Genomic DNA, 19,503 nt, shown 5'->3' with positions numbered 1-19,503 from the left:
ACGACCTACGGCTCCCCGATGTCGAGGGTCACCGCAACGATCGCCCCGTCGACCAGGAAGGCGTCGACGCTGAACCACTGGATACAGCTGTCGATCGTGCCCTCCGCGGGGGTGAGGCTGATCCGGTCCGCGCTCGCCAGCGATTCCGGCGCCGGGCTGGCGTTCCCGAAGCAGTCCGTATGCGGACCGCCCGCCACCGCGAACGCCTCCCGTGGATCCGTCGGGGCGCCCGGCCGGTCTAGGAAGGCGCGCGCGGTCGCCAACGCCGAGAACGGTCCGACGCTGGCCCGAAAGAGGTTGTCCGGGGGCGTCACCCGCCATCGGTCCTGATTCGCCAGATCGCCTCTGGGGACTCGTTGATAGAGCGTCGGGCCAAGCCCCAGGCGCACCGTGTCCGCAAAGGGCACCGCGGCAGCCGCGGCCACGCTGGGGTTGAGGAGGAAGGCGGTGAACGGCTCCACCGCGCCCGGAAGCGTGGGCGCGGTGAGCGGCGAACGAGCTGGTGCGGCGTCATACCTCCTGCACGCGCGAGCGGGGGAGGGGGTTGACGGGCGCAGCACGTACCCTTGACGGGCGATGAATGAGAAGTACTACGACGTCCGCACTCACGGCTGCCAGATGAACGTCCACGACTCCGAGCGGCTCTCCGGCCTGCTCGAGACGGCGGGCTATGTCGACATCGCCAGCCTCCCGGCGGGCGAGCGGCCCGAGGTGGCCGATGTCGTGGTCTTCAACACCTGCGCGGTGCGCGAGAACGCCGACAACAAGCTCTACGGCAATCTCGGCACCCTGCGCCAGGCCAAGCTCAAGAAGCCCGACCTGCAGATCGCGGTCGGCGGCTGCCTGGCGCAAAAGGACCGCGGCGCCATCGTCGAGCGCGCCCCGTGGGTCGATGTCGTCTTCGGCACCCACAACATCGGCTCGCTCCCGGCGTTGCTCGACCGCGCCCGCCACAACAAGCGCGCCGAGGTCGAAATCCTCGAATCCCTGGAGGTCTTCCCTTCCACCCTCCCCACGCGCCGCGACAGCGCGTATGCCGGGTGGGTCTCGATCTCGGTCGGCTGCAACAACACGTGCACTTTCTGCATCGTCCCCAGCCTGCGCGGCAAGGAGCAGGACCGCCGCCCCGGCGAGATCCTCGCTGAGATCGAAGCCCTTGTCTCCCAGGGAGTTATCGAGGTAACGCTGCTCGGCCAGAATGTCAACACCTATGGGGTGGAGTTCGGCGACAAGGGCGCCTTCGCCAAGCTGCTGCGCGCCTGCGGCGACATCGAGGGGCTCGAGCGGGTGCGCTTCACCAGCCCGCACCCGGCGGCGTTCACGGATGACGTCATCGACGCGATGGCCTCGACCCCCAATGTCATGCCGCAACTGCACATGCCGCTGCAGTCCGGATCAGACCGGGTCCTGAAGGCGATGCGCCGCAGCTACCGCTCGGAGAAGTTCCTCGGCATCCTCGACAAGGTCCGCGCGCAGATCCCGCACGCGGCGATCACGACCGACATCATCGTCGGCTTTCCCGGCGAGACCGATGCCGACTTCGACGAGACGCTGAGGGTTGTCGCGGCCTCCCGGTTCTCCTCGGCCTTCACCTTCCAGTACTCCATCCGCCCCGGCACGCCCGCCGCCACGATGCCCGACCAACTCCCGAAAGCCGTTGTGCAGGAACGCTTTGACCGGCTCATCGCGCTGCAGGAGGACATCTCCTGGGCCGAGAACCGCACGCAGGAGGGCCGTGAAGTCGAGGTCCTCGTTGCCCCTGGTGAGGGCCGCAAGGACGAGGCGACCGCGCGGATGTCGGGCCGCGCCCGCGACAACCGGCTCGTGCACTTCTCTGTGCCCGAGGGCGCGGATCGCGCTCGCCCCGGCGACCTCGTCACCGTCGGCGTCACCTATGGCGCTCCCCACCACCTGATCGCCGACTCGGGCATCCAGGGCGGGGCGTATGCCGTGCGCCGCAGCCCCGGCGGCGACGCCTGGGCCGCCCTCAACGAGGGCGCCCCTGCGGGCGCCCCGCGCGTCAAGCCCGCCGTCTCCTTGGGTATGCCGTCCCTCGGCGCCCCGCCCCGCATCGCCGCTCCCTCCTGCAGCTAGGCCACCCCGGCTGGCCACGTGCAACCCAGCCGTACGGCATACGTCCTGGTCAGGCCGGTTAAAGCCGAACCGCCGCCAGAGCGCGTGCGCGCCCGGCGGCGGTGTCGAGTCGGGTGGTCAGGCCCGACGGAAAGGATCAGGCGAAGCGCGGGTCCTCGCCCACCGGATTGCCGTCGGCGTCGAGGCCGCGGTTGTTGTCGGGCGAGTCGACGCCATCTTTTGCGTCATCCCACGCGTCCGAGGCCGCGTCCTTGGCGTCGCCGGCGGCGTCCTTGGTGGCATCCCACGCGTCGCCCGCGGAGTCCTTGGCCGAATCCCAGGCGTCGCTTGCGGAGTCGCCGGTGTTGTCCGCGCCGTCACCGACGGAGTCCGCGGCATCTGCCGCATTGTCCTTGGTGCTGTCCCAGGCGTCGCCGACCGAATCAGCAGCGTCCTCGGCCTTGTCCTTGGTCGCGTCCCAGGCGTCACCCGCCGCGTCGCCGGCGTCGTCGGCCTTGTCTTTGGTCGCGTCCCACGCGTCGTCGGCTTTGTCCTTCATGTCATCGATGAATCCCACGGTGCGCTCCCTGTCCTCGGTGGCTTCCGGTGCCTCGCCGCGCCGGTTCCGAAGTTTTAGCACCCGCCGACTTCCTGACCCTCGTCTAGCGATCGGGGACTTGGGCCACGACCCAAAGATCTCGGCAAATTCACCCCTAGGGGTGAACGCAACGAGCGGGCACCCGGTGATCCGGGTGCCCGCTCACGGCGTGCGGGGCAACTACTGCCCGATGGCCTCATCGGCCTTCTGGCCAGCGGAGTCGATGTGGTCCGAGAACTTGCCGCCGGTCGCGTTGTCCGCGAGGTCCGACGCCTTCTCGATGCCCTGGTCGCTCAGCTCTTCGACCTTGTCGGGGTTGTTTCCGACGAGGTCCTCAAGCTTGCCCTTTGCGTCGTCAAGAAATCCCATATGTCTCGACTCCTTTCGCTCGGCTCACGAGTGCCGGCCGGCATCCGCGTTCGCCCCCACTCTAAGCACGAGACCACCCTTTTGGTCAGTGCTTTAACTGGGAGTTGCCTGTGACTCGCGGACCAGCGCATGGCCGACAATGGAGGTATGCCCGCGCGCCCCATAACGATCACCGGTGAGCCGGTCCTGCACCGTCGAGCCGAGGTTGTCACCGACTTTGGTCCTGACCTGCAGCAACTCATCGACGACATGTTCGAGACCCAGCTCGCGGCCAATGGTGTGGGCCTCGCGGCGCCCCAAGTCGGAGTCGGGCTGCGCGTGTTCACGTGGCAGATGGCCAATGAGGATGGCGTCCCCGAGACCGGGGTCATCGTCAACCCCTTTGTCCGTGCCACGAAACCCCCGGAGGGCAAGCCGGACAAGGATGACGAGTCCGAAGGCTGCCTTTCCGTGCCGGGGCTGCACTACCCCCTGCGTCGTGGGGAGCGCGCCGAGGTCACCGGATTCGACCGCGAGGGCCGCGAGCTGGCCTTCTCGACGACCGGCTGGTTTGCCCGGTGTATGCAGCACGAGTACGACCATCTCAACGGCTTCCTCTATGTCGATCGCCTCGACGAACGCTGGAAGAAGAAGGCGCGCAAGGCAATTCGCGGCGAAGGCTGGGGCGTCGCGGGCCTGACGTGGATGCCCGGCGTCGATCCGGACCCCTTCGGTCACTGATGGCCCAGCCTGCGGCGCCGGTCATCGCCATCGTCGGCGCGACCGCCACGGGCAAGTCGGCCGTTGCGCTGGACCTCGCGGAGCGGCTCGATGGCGAGATCGTCAATGCCGACGCGATGCAGCTCTATCGCGGGATGGACATCGGCACGGCGAAGCTGCCTCTGGAGGAGCGGCGCGGCATACCCCATCACCAACTCGACGTCCTGGACGTGCGCGAGGAGGCGAGCCTCGCGGCCTACCAGCGCGCGGCTCGGGCTGATCTGGAGGCGATCGCCGCGACCGGCCGGGTGCCCATTCTCGTCGGGGGGAGCGGGTTGTATGTCCGCGCCGCCCTCGACGCGCTCGACATCCCCCCGACCGATCCTGTGGTCCGTGCCCGGTGGCAGGAGTATGCGGACACGCACGGCCCGCAGGCCGCTCACCAGGAGTTGGCTCGCCTAGATCCCGTTGCGGCACAACATATCCTGCCGACCAATGCCCGTCGCGTGGTCCGGGCATTAGAGGTGAACGAACTCACGGGCCAGCCATTTCTCGCCGCCCTGCCGCAGCGCTCCTATCGGGTGCCCACCATCACGATTGGTCTGCGCATGGCGCGGGAGGCGCTCGATGAGCGGATCGGCATACGCACGCAGCGGATGTGGACTGACGGCCTCCTCGCCGAAGTCGGCGACCTGATCCGTCGAGGACTGCGCGAGGGTCGCACGGCCCGCACCGCCATTGGCTATCAGCAGGCGCTTGCGCAATGGGACGGCGAACTGACGCAGGATGACGCGATCGACGCGACCGCCCAGGCGACCCGGCGTTTGGTCCGGCGGCAGGAAAGCTGGTTCCGGCCCGATCCGCGGATTCACTGGCTCGACGCCGGCGCACCGGACCTTCTACAGCAGGCGCTCGACCAGGTCCAGCGCGCGAGGCACTCCTAAGGTGCCGGACAATGGAGCCATGACGCGCACCGTCCGATTCACCAAAGGGCACGGCACCCGCAACGATTTCGTCCTGCTCGACGACCGCGAAGGCGAGTTCGCCCTAACGGCCTCCGCGACCGCCGCCTTGGCGGATCGCCGCTCCGGGATCGGTGGCGATGGTGTCATCCGGATCGCACCCACTGCGACCGCGACCGATGAGACGGTTCGACACCACGCCGAGGCGGCGCCCTGGTTCATGGATTACCGCAATGCCGATGGCAGCATCGCCGAGATGTGCGGCAATGGCGTCCGGGTGTTTGCGACCTGGCTTCGACGCGAGGGCCTCGCTCCCGCAACGGGTTTCGGCGTTGCCACGCGAGCTGGCGTCAAGCAGGTCCGCTTCGAGGGCGATGATGTCGTTGTCGATATGGGGCCGTGGCGCTATGAAGACGAGGCCGAGGGCGCCGACGGCATTGACGCGCTGGTCCATGTGCCCGGCCACGAACCCTTCTCGGCCCTGCGCATCAACATGGGCAATCCCCACACCGTCGTCGCCGTGCCACCCGCCGTCGACCTGGCCGCGCTCGACCTCACCGAGCAGCCGACCGTCAACCCCGCCCCGGCAGCGGGCACCAATGTCGAATTCGTCCACATCCTCGGCCCCGGCCATATCGCCATGCGCGTCCACGAGCGCGGCGTGGGGGAGACCGAATCGTGCGGCACCGGCATTGCCGCCGCCGCCGTCGCCACGCACCTGTGGGCGGGCGACCTCGATGGTGACCGTCCGTGGACCGTCGATGTGCCCGGTGGCCGGCTGCGCGTGGCGATCCGTCAGGACGGTCACGTCGAACTCACCGGCCCGGCCGTGCTCGTCGCCGACGGCACCGTCGACTTGCCCTGACCGAGGCGGATTTATCCGTCCGCTCGGTGGCGGCCTGCGTGAGTCAGGGCGCGAGCACCCGCAGCACCCGGAAGCCTTTGTCGCTGGCATACCTCTCGACCACGAAGTCCGGCCATTGCTGGGCGATCCAGCGCTGCAGCGAGTCCGCCCCGAGTTGCTTCCCGACCACGAGGTATGCCGATCCGCCCGCCGCGAGCCGCGGCAGCCACCGCGTCAGCACCTCGTGCAGCGCAGCCTTGCCGATGCGGATCGGCGGATTGGACCAGATCAGATCGAAGCGCACATCCTCGGGTATGCCGTCCGGTCCCGTCGGTCGAACCCCCGTCAATGAGTGCCGAGAAGCGTTGCGCCGCAACAGATCCAGCGCGCGTTCGTTGACGTCCACGGCATACACCGTGGCTGCGGGGGAGTGCAGAGCTAGGGTGAGAGCGATCGGCCCCCAACCGCAGCCGAGATCGAGGAAGGTGCCTTCCGCCGGCGGCTCCGGCGCCTCGCGCAAGAGCACTGCCGTCCCGCGGTCGATCGCTTCGGGCGAGAAGATGCCGGAGGCGACGGTGACCGGCAACTCGCGACCCGCCAGCGTCACCGTGCGCTCCCGAAGGTCCGCCTCGCTCGCCGGCTGGGCGGTGAAGTAGTGCTCGCTCATCGTGCTCGATCAGTCCTGTTCGACGTCCTCATCGACCCAGTCGAGGGTGCGCTGCACGGCCTTGTCCCAGCCACGCAACAGCCGGTCGCGATCCCCCCCGTCCATAACCGGCGACCACCGCTTGCCCTCCTGCCAGTTCGCCCGAATGTCGTCGGTGCTGGACCAATACCCCACGGCCAAGCCAGCGGCATACGCAGCCCCCAAGGCCGTCGTCTCGGCCACCACCGGCCGGATCACATCGACCCCGAGGATGTCGGCCTGGAATTGCATGAGGGTGTCATTTGCGGTCATGCCGCCGTCGACCTTCAATTCGGTCAGGGCGACACCGGAGTCGGCATTCATCGCTTCCAGCACATCGTGGGTTTGGTATGCCGTGGACTCCAACGCGGCCCGCGCGATGTGGCCGCGGTTGACGAAGCGCGTCAACCCGACGATGGCCCCGCGCGCATCCGGGCGCCAATACGGCGCAAACAGACCGGAGAAGGCAGGCACGACATACGCACCGCCGTTGTCGTCCACTGACCGGGCCAGCCTCTCGACCTCCGGGGCGGCCGAAATGATGTCGAGGTTGTCGCGCAACCACTGGATCAGCGATCCGGTGACGGCGATCGACCCTTCCAGGGCATAGACGGCCGGCTCGTCACCGAGGCGGTAGCAGACCGTCGTCAGCAGGCCATTCTCGGACGGGACGATCTCGGTCCCGGTGTTGAGCAGCATGAAGTTGCCGGTGCCATAGGTGTTCTTGGCCATTCCGCGCTCGAGGCAGCCTTGCCCGAAGGTCGCTGCTTGCTGGTCGCCGAGGATCCCGGCGACCGGCACGCCGTCCAGGATGCCGGGGTGGCAGACGCCATAGACCTCCGAGGAGGAGCGGATCTGCGGGAGCATCGACATCGGCACGCCGATCGCCTCGCACAGGTCCGAATCCCATTGCAGCGTCTGCAGATCCATCAGCAGCGTGCGACTGGCATTCGTCACATCGGTGATGTGCAAGCCGCCATCCGCGCCGCCGGTGAGATTCCACAGCACCCACGAATCCATCGTCCCGAAGAGCAAGTCGCCCGCCATGGCCCGCTCCCGGGCACCCTCGACATTGTCGAGAAGCCAGCGGACCTTGGGGCCGGCGAAATAGGTCGCCAGCGGCAGGCCGGTGCGATCGGCATACCGGCGTGGGCCTTCGTCACCGGCCAGCTCCTCCACCAGCCGCCCCGTCCGGGTGTCTTGCCAGACAATGGCATTCGCGATCGGCTGACCCGTGGTGCGGTCCCAGACGATCGTCGTCTCGCGCTGGTTGGTGATGCCGACAGCGGCCACCGCTGACCGGTTGACATTGGCCTTGCCGAGGGCGCCGCCGATGACCATCCGGGTGTTCTCCCACACCTCGTGACCGTCGTGCTCGACCCAGCCCGCGCGGGGGAAGATCTGCTCGTGCTCGCGCTGGTCCACCGCGACCACCGAGCCGGAGTGGTCGAACAGGATGGCTCGGGTGCTCGTGGTGCCCTGGTCCACGGCCAGGACGTATGTCGGCTCGCTCACGGGTGATGCTCCTTCGTCGCCTTCATCACGGGGTGCGATTCGGGAGTCAACCTAGCCGTCTTGGCACAATGCCGGTATGGCGACCCCACCGCGCATCGACCCCGCATACCGCGCCAAGGCCTGGAACCGGCTCGGGCAGCGCGATTTCGACGTGCTCGTCATCGGCGGCGGGGTGACCGGTGCCGGTGCCGCGCTGGATGCCGCGACCCGCGGCCTGTCCGTCGCCCTTGTCGAGCAGCGCGATTTCGCCTCCGGAACCTCCTCCCGATCCAGCAAGTTGATGCATGGCGGCTTGCGCTATCTCGAGAAGCTCGATTTCGGCCTGGTCCGCGAGGCGCTGAAGGAGCGGGAGTTGGCCCTGACCCGACTCGCGCCGCATCTGGTCAAGCCGGTCTCCTTCCTCTATCCCCTGACGCACCGCGCGTGGGAGCGGCCCTATGTCACGGCCGGGCTGACGCTCTACGACAACATGGGCGGCGCTCGGTCGGTGCCCGGGCACAAGCAACTCAGTCGCAATGGCGCTCGCCGGCTGGTGCCCGCGCTGCGCAAGGATTCCCTGACGGGCGCATTGCTCTATTACGACGCGCAGATGGACGACGCGCGCCACACCTTCACGCTCGCCCGCACCGCTGCGGCCTATGGCGCGACCGTCCTCAACTCAGCCCGCGTGGTCGAGTTGACCCGGGCCGGGGAGCGCATCACCGGTGCCGTCGTCGAGGACATCGAGACCGGCACCAGAGCCACCGTCTCGGCATCGGTCGTCGTCAACTGCACGGGCGTGTGGACCGACGAGATCCAGACCCTCGCCGGCGGGCGCGGCCGCTTCAATGTGCGGGCGTCGAAGGGCATCCACATCGTCGTCGCCCGCGATCGGATCAACTCCGAGGTCGGGCTGATCCTGCGCACGGAATCCTCGGTTCTCTTCGTCATCCCGTGGGGCACGCACTGGATCATCGGCACGACCGACACCGACTGGAACCTCGACCTCGCGCACCCCGCCGCGAGCAAGGCCGACATCGATTACCTTCTCTCGCAAGTCAACTCGGTGCTCACCGCACCCATCACCCATGCCGATATTCAGGGTGTGTATGCCGGCCTGCGCCCCCTGCTCTCCGGCGAGGACGAGCAGACCTCGCAACTCTCCCGTGAGCATGCCGTTGCCCGCCCGCAGCCGGGGCTGATCTCGATCGCCGGGGGCAAGTACACGACCTATCGCGTGATGGCCGCCGACGCCATCGACGCCGCCCGCGAAGACATTGGCCCGGGCGTCGCCGATAGTGTCACCGAGCACATCCCGCTGCTCGGCGCTGATGGCTACCCCGCCCTGATGAACCAGCTCGACCGTCTCTCCCGCAAGGTCGATCTGCCCGTATGGCGCCTCGATCACCTCCTCGGTCGTTACGGCTCGCTCGTCAACGAAATCTTCGAGCTCGCCGACGGCGACCCGAGCCTCTACGAACCGCTGCCCGGTGCGGAGGAGTACCTCCGGGTAGAGCTGCTGTATGCCGCCACCCACGAGGGCGCGCTGCACCTGGACGACCTGCTCGCACGCCGAACGCGAATCTCTATCGAAACCCCCTCCCGTGGAGTCGATTCGGCGGCGGCCGTGGCCGAACTCGTCGCCCCGGTGCTGGGTTGGGACGAGGCCCGAATCGCGCAAGAGGTGCAGCTCTATACCCAGCGCGTGCAGGCCGAGCGGGAGAGCCAGCAGATGGCGGACGACCAGGAAGCGAACGCCGAGCGCACCTCGGCCCGCGATGCCCGGCTGAACATTCCGCGGCGCACCGCGGATGGCCAGGTGCCCGAGAAATAGCGTGGCTTGCCCCCACCGACGCATGAGACGCTGGGGTCAGCATGAGTGATGACGCATACGAGCAAGACGTCCTGACCCGCCGCGCGAGCGCCCTGGCGGGGACGACCTACGACCACGACGACCGCGACGGCGAGCAGTTCGACCGCGAGGAGCGGGCGGCGCTGCAACGCATCGCCGGCCTGTCCACGGAACTTGAGGATGTCACCGAGGTCGAGTACCGCCAGTTGCGCCTCGAGCGCGTCGTGCTGGCCGGGGTGTGGACCGAGGGCACCGCCGAGGACGCCGAAAACTCCCTGCGCGAACTCTCAGCCCTCGCCGAGACCGCCGGCTCCACGGTGCTTGCCGGGCTGCTTCAGCGGCGTCAGCGGCCCGACCCGGGCACCTGGCTTGGCTCGGGCAAGGCACAGGAATTGCGCGATGTCGTTATCGCCGAAGGCGCCGACACGGTGGTCTGCGATTCCGAGCTCGCCCCGTCGCAGCGACGCGCGTTGGAAGACATCGTCAAAGTCAAGGTCATCGACCGGACCGCGCTGATCCTCGATATTTTCGCTCAACACGCCAAGTCCCGTGAGGGCAAGGCGCAGGTCGAACTCGCCCAGCTGCAATACCTTCTTCCGCGGCTGCGTGGGTGGGGTGAGTCGATGTCCCGGCAGGCGGGTGGCCGGGTCGCAGGCGGTGAGGGCATCGGGTCGCGCGGTCCTGGTGAGACAAAGATCGAGCTGGACCGTCGGCGCATCAACACGCGAATCGCCAAGCTACGCCGCGAGATTCGCGAGATGAAGACCCACCGCGACACCAAGCGCCACAGCCGCAAAGCCAATGGCACCCCGAGCGTCGCGATCGCTGGCTACACCAATGCCGGCAAGTCCTCGCTGCTCAACCGGCTCACCGGCGCCGGTGTGCTCGTCGAGAACCAACTCTTCGCCACGCTGGACACCACCGTGCGCCGCGCGCAGACGCCGGATGGCCGCGAATTCACCCTGACCGACACGGTCGGCTTCGTGCGGCAGTTGCCGCACGAATTGATCGACGCCTTCCGCTCGACGCTCGAAGAGGTCGCGGACGCCGACCTGCTGCTGCACGTCGTGGACGGTTCGCATCCCGATCCGGAGGGCCAGATCAGCGCCGTCCGGGCCGTGCTCGCCGATGTCGATGCTGCGGACGTCAAGGAAGTCGTCATCATCAACAAGGCCGATATCGCGGTCCCCGATGTGGTGGACCGGATTCTGCGCCACGAGAAGCACTCCATCGCCGTCTCCGCGCACACCGGGGCCGGGATCGCCGAGCTGATCGAATTGATTGCCGAGGAACTGCCGCGCCCCTCGGTGCGCGTTGAGGCCACCGTCCCCTACGCCCGGGGCGACCTGATGTCCCGCATCCACGAGACGGGCGAGATCGGCGAGACCGAGCACCGCGCCGAGGGGACCTATGTCGTGGCTCTCGTCAGCCCGGACCTCGCCGCCGACCTCGCGCCTTTTGTGACGGCCGCCGCCCGCGCCTGACCGTTCGGAAGTTAGCCGGCCCGCGACCTGCCAGGGTCGGCCCAGGTGGCCAGCAGGTCGGCCGCCTCGCGAGGATCGTCAACGATGATCGCCAACTTGGACGTCCGCCTTTTCACCCCGCCGAGCATGCCGCGAATGGCGATCTGACGGTCGAAGTCGAGATCCAGGTTCGCCGGGGCGAGCGGATCGGACAGCACCACACGGTCGGACTCGTCCTCGCGCATCGGCCGCGGTCGAGCACCGATCACGGCATCCCGAGGCACGCGCGCGACGGCGAAGTGGCCATTTCGCAGCTCCAACTCGTCGGCGTGCAGCAAGTGCGGATACATATGTTGCGCCACGACATAGAACACCACCCACAGGACGCCATAGACGCCCAGGAGGAAGACGATCCACCGGGTGCCGGCATACGACTCGAAGCGCTCCCACGGGACCAGCAGGTCGATGGCGATCAGTTCGGCGAGAGCAGCGAACCCGAACAGCGCCGGCGCAGCCCACCGGCCCCGGGCATACCGCAGCGGACGGGCGCCCGGCGGGATATGGGGGCGGCGGGCCAGCCCGCGGCCCAGGGCGACGAAACCCATGGCCTCGATGACGGTCAGGCGCCACCACAAGCGCAGCGGGCGCACGATCAGGTCTCGGGGCGTCACCGGCCGACGTTAACCGCTCGGGACCGACCCCATCGCGAAGGCACACTCAGGGGAACACGCGCTGCCGACTGGCGATGACGACGCCGAGCAGGAGCAGCATCGCGCCAAGGGCGGCGAAGGCGGGGGAGAGCTCGAGCTTCTGGGTCGTCAGGATCGTCTCTTTCGGCACATCCCCGAGAGCCTGGGCTAGCTCCGCGCCGGAGCGGGCGGGAGAGTAGCTCGCGCCGGTCGCCTTGGCCACGCCTTCCAGCGTGGGCTCGTCGACGAGGAGGAATTGGGCCATATTGCCGCTGCCATACGGCCCGCCCTCGGCGTAGGCGTCCGAGCCGAGTTGGTCGGCGGTGCAGGCCATCCGCGTCGGATTCGTCGTGCCGAAGCCGATCGGGAAGACGCGGATGCCGCGCTTAGCGGCGGCCGCCGCCGCATCCATCGGCAGCACGCCTCGGGTGTTGGCACCGTCGGTCAGAAGCACGACAACATCAGCGACTGGATCCGCGGTCGGCGGCGAGATCTTGTCGAGATTCGGCGCGGGGAGCGGGAACTGCTGTTCCTGGGGCGGATTCGGCACCTCGTCGGGCCCGATGGGCGCTACCTGAGGGTTGATGCTGGCGATGGCATCAACGGAGCGCAGGATGGCAGCGCCGATGGCCGTGCCTCGCCCCGTGGGGAGCGCATCGAGCGTGGCGCGAAGCTGGTCGCGGTCGGTGCTCGGCGGGGCGACCATCTCGGCATAGCCGGCGAAGGCGATCAGGCCGATCCGCGTCTGCGGGTCCTGGGCGTCGACGAATTCCTGCAGCGCCTTTTTCGCGGCGGTGAGCCGGTTGGGGTCGACATCAATCGAGCACATCGAGCGCGAGACGTCCAGGGCAACGATGATCGATGTGCGGTTCTTCGGCACCTGCATCTGTGAGGTCGGACGTGCGGCCCCGACGGCCAGGCTGGCCAGCCCGAGCAGGATCGCAACCAGCGGCAGGTGCCGGGTCCACGACCGCTTGCGCGAACCAAGGGCAGCTCGGACGAGCGCAACATTCGAGTGCTGGATCGCCCGCGGGCGCCGGCGCCGCTGCGCCCACAGGTATGCCGCGATGAGCAGCGGGATGATCGCCAGCGCCAAGAGCGCGGCCGGCCACGCGAACCTCATGCGGAGATCACCCGGCCCGTGCGCGCGAGCGAGACTCCCGCGGCCGCAGCCGCCAGGAGCAGCCCGGCGATCATGAAGTATGGCGCGAGGCCCGTCAGTTCGCGCCGCGAGGTGTCGGTGAGCTTGATGTTTTGGTAGATGGCCGTCAAGCCTGCGGCATCGCTCGCCTCGTGGTAGGCGCCATTGGTGGCGTCGGCGATATCGGTGAGGCGCCTGGAGTCCAGTTGGGTCTGTTGCGTGACCCCGTTGATCGTGACGCTGGCGCCCTGCGCGGTTCCGAGGCCGACCGTGTCGATCCGGACTCCCGCAACCGACGCCAGCCGGGCCATGGCCAGCGGATCGACGCGGGAAGAATCCTGGCCATCGGACAACAAGACAATCCGCCCCGAACCGTAATAGCCGATATCAATGCTGTCCGGATCCTTGGCCAGCGTCTCCGGGTCGGCTTGCAGCTTGCCTCCCGAAATAGCCTGCAGCGCAGCGAAAATGCCGGACCCCAGCGACGTTCCGCCGCGAGCTGTCATCCGGTCGACCGCTTGACTCACCATCACCGGATCGTCACTCGGGGGCTGCGTGACGATGCCGGTGTCGGAGAAGGCCACAAGTCCGATGCGCACGGACGCGGGTTGCTTGGCGATGAAGGCCTTAGCGGCAGCCTTCGCGGCTGTCAGCCGATGGGGTTTGACGTCCTCGGCGAGCATGCTGTTGGAGACATCGAAGGCCAGCATCACCGTCCCCTCGGGCTTGGTGATCGTCAGGGTCGATGCGGGCGCGGCGGAGGCCACGATGAGCAGCGCCAGGGAGGCAAGCAGCAGGGCGGGGGCGCCATGCTGCCCACGCCCACTGGCCGCGTCACCAGCGGGGCGAAGGCCGGTGCGCGCCAGGGATTCTCGCCCGGCGCGGGCCCGTCGCCAGGCACTGCGATAGACCCACACCAGGACGGGCAGCACGAGCAAAGCGAGCAGGGCCCACGGGATGCCGAACGTCATCGCCGGGCCAGCTTTCGCCGGCTCGCCATGGCGAGGAATCCGCGGCCGAGGTCCTCGTCCGTGGTGATCGTATGCAGCGTGATCCCGGCCGATCGGACCCCGGCGGTCAGTGCCCGCTGTTGTTCGCCGGCCAGCTCGCGCAGCCGAGCGCGGAAGACAGCGTCGGAGGTGTCGACCAGGATCTGCTCTCCGGTTTCGTTGTCCTGCAACGAGATCACGCCGACATCGGGAAGCTCTGATTCCAGTGGGTCAGCGATCTGGATGCAAACGACGTCGTGCCGTTCGGCCAGTTGCCGCAGCGGGCGCTCCCACCCGGGGCCGCTGATGAAGTCCGAGATGACGATGACGAGCGAGCGCTGCCGAATGACACCCACCCCGGCACGCACCAACCCCGCGAGATCGGTGGTCGATGTCGAGTGCGGTCGGCGCGACAAGACCTCATGGATCAGGCGCAGCGATTGCACCCGGCCGGCCCGCGGCGGGATCGTGGCGGTCGGGCCGTCGTCAAAGACGATCGCACCGACCTTGTTGCCGCCTCGGCCAAAAATGTGCGCGAAGCAGGCCACCAACTCCACGAGGACATCGTCTTTGCCGCGTTGGGACGGCCCGAAGGCCATCGATGCGGACCGGTCCAGCAGCAACCACGCGGTCAGGTCCCGGTCCTCGGCATAGTCGCGGACATAGGGCGTCGACATCCGGGCCGTGACATTCCAGTCGATCCGGCGCAGATCGTCGCCCGGGACGTACTCACGCAATTCCTGGAAGTCGATCCCCTCCCCGCGAAAGAGCGTGACGAAGTCGCCCTGCAGGGCGCCATCGAGACGCCGCAGCACGGTCCATTCGATCCGCCGCAGGAGGGCGGCCGGGGTCAGGTCGTGGACGGATGCCATTGCACCTGCTCACGCTCGGGCACCTGCGGCGAAATGTCCGGCAGCGGAACGGCATTGATGATCGCGCGCACGATGTCATCCGGGTCCACATTGTCGGCGAGCGCTTCATAGGACAGCACCAGTCGGTGGCGCAGCACATCGAGGGCCAGGTCCCGGCAGTCCTCGGGCAGGGCATAGCCGCGACCGCGCAGGAAGGCGAGCGCCCGGGCGGCGAGCACCATATTGATCGACGCTCGCGGGCTGGCGCCGAAGGTCACGAAGCGACCCAAGTCGGGCAGCCCGGCGAGCGCCGGGTTGCGGGTCGCGGTGGCGAGCCGGACGGCATACTGGATGATCCCCGGGTCGACGTAGACGGCATCGGCGGCCTGCTGCAGGCTGGCGAGTTGCTCGGGATCCATGACGCGCTGCGGCTTCTCTCCGAGCCCGAGCATCCGCTCGACGACGACGAACTCCTCTGCGGCAGAGGGATATCCGACCTTGACCTTCATCATGAAGCGGTCGACCTGCGCCTCAGGCAGCGGATAGGTGCCCTCGGACTCGATGGGATTCTGCGTGGCCATGACGAGGAAGGGTTTGGGCGAGGCGAAAGTCTCGCGCCCAATGGTGACCTGTCGTTCCTGCATGACCTCAAGCAAGGCGCTTTGCACCTTGGCCGGCGCGCGGTTGATCTCGTCCGCGAGCACCAGATTGGCGAAGACGGGCCCGAGGTTGACCTGGAACTCCCCGCTCTGCTGGTTATAGATCCGGGTGCCAACGACATCCGCGGGCACCAAGTCAGGAGTGAACTGAATGCGTTGAAAGGCCCCACCGATCGTCTCGGCGAGCGCCTTGATCGCCAGGGTCTTGGCCAATCCGGGCACGCCCTCGACCAGCAGGTGACCGCGCGCCAGCAGGGCGATGATCATCTTCTGCAGAAGTTCGTCCTGGCCGACGATGGTCTTCTTCACCTCATAGAGCGTCTGCTCCAAGGGGCGGGCGGTCAGCGGGTCGTTGTCCACGAGGGCTCCGATTTCCTGGGGTTACATCGGCGGGGCGCCGATGGCGCCGCCGGCCTGCTCGATCGGCACGGCGAATCCGATGCCGACAAAGAAGGGCTGATTGGAGGGATTGGCCAGGGCCGTCACGACGCCGACGACCCGGCCCTGGTCATCGAGCAACGGGCCGCCGGAGTTGCCGGGGTTGACGGCCGCATCGAATTGAATGAGGTCTTTCAAGGTGACATTGCCGGCATCGATCGACCTGCCCGTCGCGGAAATGACGCCGGAGGAGAACGAGAAGGTCAGGCCGAGCGGGTTGCCCGCCGCGTGCACCGACGACCCGATGGGCCCGGCGGCACCAAGGGTGGCGGGCACGACCACCTGCGGCAGGCGGGCGGGGGTGAGCGTCGCGAGGTCGCGCTCGGGCTCCTGACTAGCGATTTTGGCCGAACTCTTGGTGCCATCGGCGAAAGTCACCTGGATCGAACCGCCGCCGTCGATGACGTGATTGGCGGTCAGAATCGTCCCGTCGGCGCGCGCGATGAAGCCGGTGCCCAGCCCGCGATCGCCGCCGCCTTGGGTGCGGATCACCACCAAGGAGGGCGCGATTCGGGAGTATGCCGCGGCCCCCGCCGCCGGCTGCTGCGCCTGGTCCTTTTGTGCTTCCTCGATCAAGGGGCTCGCGGCAGCGCGGGCCTGCGTGTCGGTATAGGGCTCAGGCAGGTGCAGCGTGCGCCATAAGGCGGCCGTGGCGATCAGCGCCACCAGCGCGAGGGCGAGCCAGAACCATGCGGGACGTGCGGCGCGGGTGCGTGACGGTTTGGCATCGGGTGCTGAGGGCGGGGCAGGCGTGGGCGCCGCAGCCGGCCCCGGTGAGCCGGGCAGCGGGGCGCCGCTCTCGGCCCGACCCAGTCGCCATTGCATCCCGTGATGCTAAACGCCGCATCCGACAAGGGCCTGCTCGATCTGGGAACTCACACGGAATGCACAGCATTGCCGGCCTCAGGAGGTGGGGTTGTCAGCCGCCTGCGGCAGGCTGTCGTCCATGACCACGACACCCGACTCCGCCGGTCCCGAACCGGCCGCGCCAGCCACGGTCGAGCAGGCCCGGCTCGCCGAGTCCTCGGGGCCGGATGCCCCATGGCGGTTGTGGGGGCCGTATGTCGCGGGCCGGCAGTGGGGCACGGTGCGGGAGGACTACTCCGCAGACGGCGATGCGTGGGCGTCCTTCCCCTTCGATCAGGCGCACGTGCGTGCCTACCGCTGGGGCGAGGACGGGATCGCGGGTCTGTGTGATCGCTATGGCTTCCTCAACCTCGGTCTGGCCCTCTGGAATGGTCACGACGACCGGCTGAAGGAGCGCTACTTCGGGCTGACCAACCCGCAGGGCAATCATGGCGAGGACGTCAAGGAGTATTGGTGGCACCTGGATGCCACGCCGACCCATTCCTATGCCCGGATGGTGTACCGCTATCCGCAGCGCGCCTATCCCTATGACCATCTGGTCGCGGAGAATAGCGGCCGGTCTCGCACCGAGCCGGAGTGGGAGCTGACGGACACCGGCATCTTGGACGAGGACCGCTTCTTCGACATCGAGGTCACGCACGCGAAGGCGGGACCCGAGGACATTCTCGTGACGATCACCGCCACGAACCACGGCCCAGAGGCCGCGCCCCTGCATCTGCTGCCGACGCTGTGGTTCCGCAACACCTGGTCGTGGGGCCGGGACACTCGGGTTCCTCGGTTGAGTGCGGCACGCGGCGCGGCCGATCAAGCGGCCATCTTGTCCGAGCACGGATACCTCGGTCGATATCTTTTGGTCGCCGATGGTGAGCCACGAGTTCTGTTCTGCGACAACGAGACCAACCAGGAGGCAGCCTTCGGGGTGGCCGGTGGCAGCAAACACCCCAAGGACGCGATCGACGCCGCCGTGGTGCGTGGCGACGCCTCGATGTTGCGGCGGGCCTGGGGGACCAAGGCCGCCTTCTGGTGGCAGTGGGAGGCCATCGACCCGGGGGCGAGCGTCACGGTGCGCCTGCGCCTCACGCGCGACGGCGACCGCGAGGGCCGCGATCCGTTCGCGGGCTTTGACCAGACGCTCGCCGCGCGAGCCGGCGAGGCGGACGAGTTCTATGCGGGCGTCATACCTCCGAGCACGGGGGAGGAGGACGCGAGCATCGCGCGCCGGGCCTTCGCCGGCCTACTGTGGGGCAAACAGATTTATCGGTATGACGTGCGCCAGTGGCTCGAGGGTGACCCGGCGCAACCGGCGCCTCCGCGGGCCCGGCTGGCCCCTGAGCCCGCCGGACGCAATACCCGATGGCGGCACCTGTCGCTCGCCGATGTCATCTCGATGCCGGATGAATGGGAGTACCCGTGGTTCGCCGCCTGGGATCTCGCCTTCCACTGCGTCGCGCTCGCGCACATCGACCCGGACTTCGCCAAGGAGCAGCTGATGCTCATGTGCAGGGAGTGGGCCATGCACCCCAACGGCCAGCTCCCGGCCTACGAGTGGAACTTCTCCGATGTCAATCCGCCGGTGCACGCGTGGGCCGCCTGGCAGGTTTATTGCATCGACGGTCGCCGCGACCGGGCCTTTCTGGTCCGAGTTGTCACCAAGCTGCTTTTCGCCTTCGGGTGGTGGGTCAACCGCAAGGACGCTGACGGGTCGAATCTCTTCGAGGGCGGCTTCTTGGGCATGGACAATGTCGGGCCCTTCGATCGCAGCGCGCCCTTGCCGGAGGGGCAGCGTTTGGAGCAGTCGGATGCGACGAGTTGGATGGCCTTCCAATGCCTGGCGATGTTGCGGATGGCCTGGGAGTTGGCGCGCGAGGACCCGGCGTGGGACGAGGTCGCGACGAAGTTCTTCGAACACTTCCTCGCGATCGCCGAGGCGATGGAGGCCTTCGGCAGCGACAACATCGCCTTGTGGGATGAGGTGGACGGCTTCTTCTATGACGTGATCATCGAGGCGGATGGTCACGCGCAGCCGGTGCGACTGCGCTCGATGGTGGGCCTGCTGCCGCTGATCGCCGTGGCGACCATGCCGTCCTGGGTGGACCGGGCGCTGCCCGACTTCACCCGGCACCGGGCCTGGCTGCAGGCCCGTCGGCCGGAGCTGCTCGATGCGCTCATTCACCCGACCGACGGCTCGCTCGACACCCTCTCGGTGCTGACGGAGGACCGCTTCGTGCGGGTGCTGCGGCGGCTCGTGGACCCGGGAGAGTTCCTGGCCGATGGCGGGATCCGGTCGATGTCCGCGGCCTACCGCGATGGCATCGTCATTCAGCTCGACGGCGCGGACCTGCCGGTTCATTACAACCCGGGCGACTCCGACTCGCCGATGTTCGGCGGCAACTCCAACTGGCGCGGCCCGATCTGGTTCCCCGTCAACGTCCTGCTCACCGACGCCCTGCGCACCTATGCCGCCGGGATGGCGGCCGACGTCCAGGTCGAGTTTCCGCACGGCTCGGGGAGCTATATCGGCGTCGCCGCGGTCGCGGAGGCCATCGAGGACCGGCTCATCGGCCTCTTCCGCCTGGGCCCCGATGGTCGTCGACCGAGCGACCCACGCGACATCCCGACCGGACCCTTGTGGCAGGCACATCCGACCTTCAGCGAGTACTTCCACGGCGACACCGGCGCAGGTCTCGGCGCCTCGCACCAGACCGGGTGGACCGCGCTCGTCGCCAACCTGATCTGCCGTTGGGATGAGGAGCCGTAACGGCCCTCGCGGGCATCCAGGGTCCGTAGAGTCGAGGGAACAGCGCCGCGCGGCTCGGCGTTGAGTCCGAGC

At 68.1% G+C, this 19,503-nt stretch carries 18 protein-coding genes; 7 read left to right on the top strand and 11 right to left on the bottom strand.

The window, feature by feature from the left end; translation table 11 throughout:
* Positions 1 to 5: 5 nt before the first annotated feature.
* A complete protein-coding gene (locus ABD225_RS02650) occupies positions 6 to 461 on the bottom strand; it encodes a hypothetical protein (RefSeq protein WP_344080864.1) in 456 nt (151 codons plus the stop codon).
* A 115-nt stretch (positions 462 to 576) separates the two neighbouring features.
* Here ABD225_RS02650 and miaB point away from each other — a divergent pair, with 115 nt between their 5' ends.
* Positions 577 to 2,094 (top strand): tRNA (N6-isopentenyl adenosine(37)-C2)-methylthiotransferase MiaB, encoded by a 1,518-nt coding sequence (miaB, locus tag ABD225_RS02645; RefSeq protein ID WP_344080862.1) that lies wholly within the window; start codon positions 577 to 579, stop codon positions 2,092 to 2,094.
* Between the two features lie 136 nt (positions 2,095 to 2,230).
* On the opposite strand, the gene ABD225_RS02640 is transcribed toward miaB, so the two are convergent.
* Both ABD225_RS02640 and ABD225_RS02635 read right to left on the bottom strand, forming a co-directional pair.
* Entirely contained in the window at positions 2,231 to 2,650 is a 420-nt protein-coding gene (locus ABD225_RS02640) for a hypothetical protein (protein WP_344080860.1), read from the bottom strand.
* A 201-nt stretch (positions 2,651 to 2,851) separates the two neighbouring features.
* Complete coding sequence (locus ABD225_RS02635) at positions 2,852 to 3,040, bottom strand: antitoxin (protein ID WP_344080857.1); 189 nt, start codon at positions 3,038 to 3,040, stop codon at positions 2,852 to 2,854.
* 147 nt (positions 3,041 to 3,187) lie between these two features.
* On the opposite strand from ABD225_RS02635, the gene def reads away from it, so the two are divergent.
* Genes def through dapF form a run of 3 tightly spaced genes read left to right on the top strand, consistent with a single transcriptional unit; the run spans position 3,188 to position 5,566 of the window.
* The gene (def, locus tag ABD225_RS02630) at positions 3,188 to 3,760 is read left to right on the top strand and encodes a peptide deformylase (RefSeq protein ID WP_344080854.1); all 573 of its coding nucleotides are present in this window, start codon (positions 3,188 to 3,190) and stop codon (positions 3,758 to 3,760) included.
* A complete protein-coding gene (miaA, locus tag ABD225_RS02625; protein WP_344080852.1) occupies positions 3,760 to 4,683 on the top strand; it encodes a tRNA (adenosine(37)-N6)-dimethylallyltransferase MiaA in 924 nt (307 codons plus the stop codon). The genes def and miaA overlap by 1 nt, the downstream gene beginning before the upstream one ends.
* Before the next feature lie 19 nt (positions 4,684 to 4,702).
* On the top strand, positions 4,703 to 5,566 hold the full coding sequence (gene dapF, locus ABD225_RS02620; protein WP_344080849.1) for a diaminopimelate epimerase: 864 nt from the start codon (positions 4,703 to 4,705) through the stop codon (positions 5,564 to 5,566).
* Positions 5,567 to 5,609: 43 nt separating this feature from the next.
* On the opposite strand, the gene ABD225_RS02615 is transcribed toward dapF, so the two are convergent.
* Together ABD225_RS02615 and glpK are read right to left on the bottom strand one after the other, a co-directional pair.
* Positions 5,610 to 6,212, bottom strand: a complete 603-nt coding sequence (locus tag ABD225_RS02615; RefSeq protein WP_344080846.1) for a class I SAM-dependent methyltransferase — start codon at positions 6,210 to 6,212, stop codon at positions 5,610 to 5,612.
* A gap of 9 nt (positions 6,213 to 6,221) precedes the next feature.
* On the bottom strand, positions 6,222 to 7,745 hold the full coding sequence (gene glpK, locus ABD225_RS02610) for a glycerol kinase GlpK (protein ID WP_344080843.1): 1,524 nt from the start codon (positions 7,743 to 7,745) through the stop codon (positions 6,222 to 6,224).
* Between the two features lie 76 nt (positions 7,746 to 7,821).
* On the opposite strand from glpK, the gene ABD225_RS02605 reads away from it, so the two are divergent.
* Positions 7,822 to 9,558 (top strand): glycerol-3-phosphate dehydrogenase/oxidase, encoded by a 1,737-nt coding sequence (locus tag ABD225_RS02605; RefSeq protein WP_344080840.1) that lies wholly within the window; start codon positions 7,822 to 7,824, stop codon positions 9,556 to 9,558.
* A 41-nt stretch (positions 9,559 to 9,599) separates the two neighbouring features.
* Positions 9,600 to 11,060, top strand: coding sequence for a GTPase HflX (hflX, locus tag ABD225_RS02600; RefSeq protein WP_344080837.1), 1,461 nt, complete (start codon positions 9,600 to 9,602; stop codon positions 11,058 to 11,060).
* An 11-nt stretch (positions 11,061 to 11,071) separates the two neighbouring features.
* Here the strand turns inward: hflX and ABD225_RS02595 are convergent, their stop codons facing one another.
* Genes ABD225_RS02595 through ABD225_RS02570 form a run of 6 tightly spaced genes read right to left on the bottom strand, consistent with a single transcriptional unit; the run spans position 11,072 to position 16,631 of the window.
* Entirely contained in the window at positions 11,072 to 11,710 is a 639-nt protein-coding gene (locus ABD225_RS02595) for a hypothetical protein (RefSeq protein ID WP_344080835.1), read from the bottom strand.
* 46 nt (positions 11,711 to 11,756) lie between these two features.
* Entirely contained in the window at positions 11,757 to 12,851 is a 1,095-nt protein-coding gene (locus tag ABD225_RS02590; protein ID WP_344080833.1) for a VWA domain-containing protein, read from the bottom strand.
* Positions 12,848 to 13,840 carry a VWA domain-containing protein gene (locus tag ABD225_RS02585; RefSeq protein ID WP_344080830.1) on the bottom strand — a complete coding sequence of 331 codons (993 nt, stop codon included), beginning with the start codon at positions 13,838 to 13,840 and terminating at the stop codon, positions 12,848 to 12,850. Before ABD225_RS02585 ends, ABD225_RS02590 begins: the two co-directional genes overlap by 4 nt.
* On the bottom strand, positions 13,837 to 14,730 hold the full coding sequence (locus tag ABD225_RS02580; protein WP_344080827.1) for a DUF58 domain-containing protein: 894 nt from the start codon (positions 14,728 to 14,730) through the stop codon (positions 13,837 to 13,839). The genes ABD225_RS02585 and ABD225_RS02580 overlap by 4 nt, the downstream gene beginning before the upstream one ends.
* Complete coding sequence (locus tag ABD225_RS02575; protein ID WP_425564313.1) at positions 14,709 to 15,728, bottom strand: AAA family ATPase; 1,020 nt, start codon at positions 15,726 to 15,728, stop codon at positions 14,709 to 14,711. Before ABD225_RS02575 ends, ABD225_RS02580 begins: the two co-directional genes overlap by 22 nt.
* Positions 15,729 to 15,749: 21 nt before the next feature.
* Positions 15,750 to 16,631, bottom strand: coding sequence for a S1C family serine protease (locus tag ABD225_RS02570; RefSeq protein ID WP_344080824.1), 882 nt, complete (start codon positions 16,629 to 16,631; stop codon positions 15,750 to 15,752).
* Between the two features lie 121 nt (positions 16,632 to 16,752).
* On the opposite strand from ABD225_RS02570, the gene ABD225_RS02565 reads away from it, so the two are divergent.
* The gene (locus ABD225_RS02565; protein ID WP_344080821.1) at positions 16,753 to 19,431 is read left to right on the top strand and encodes an MGH1-like glycoside hydrolase domain-containing protein; all 2,679 of its coding nucleotides are present in this window, start codon (positions 16,753 to 16,755) and stop codon (positions 19,429 to 19,431) included.
* Positions 19,432 to 19,503 lie beyond the last annotated feature (72 nt).

It is taken from the genome of Nostocoides veronense (genome assembly GCF_039531185.1).
GTDB lineage: Bacteria > Actinomycetota > Actinomycetes > Actinomycetales > Dermatophilaceae > Nostocoides_A > Nostocoides_A veronense.
Note: the sequence above shows the minus strand (reverse complement) of the source record. Positions and strands in the feature narration are given on the sequence as shown.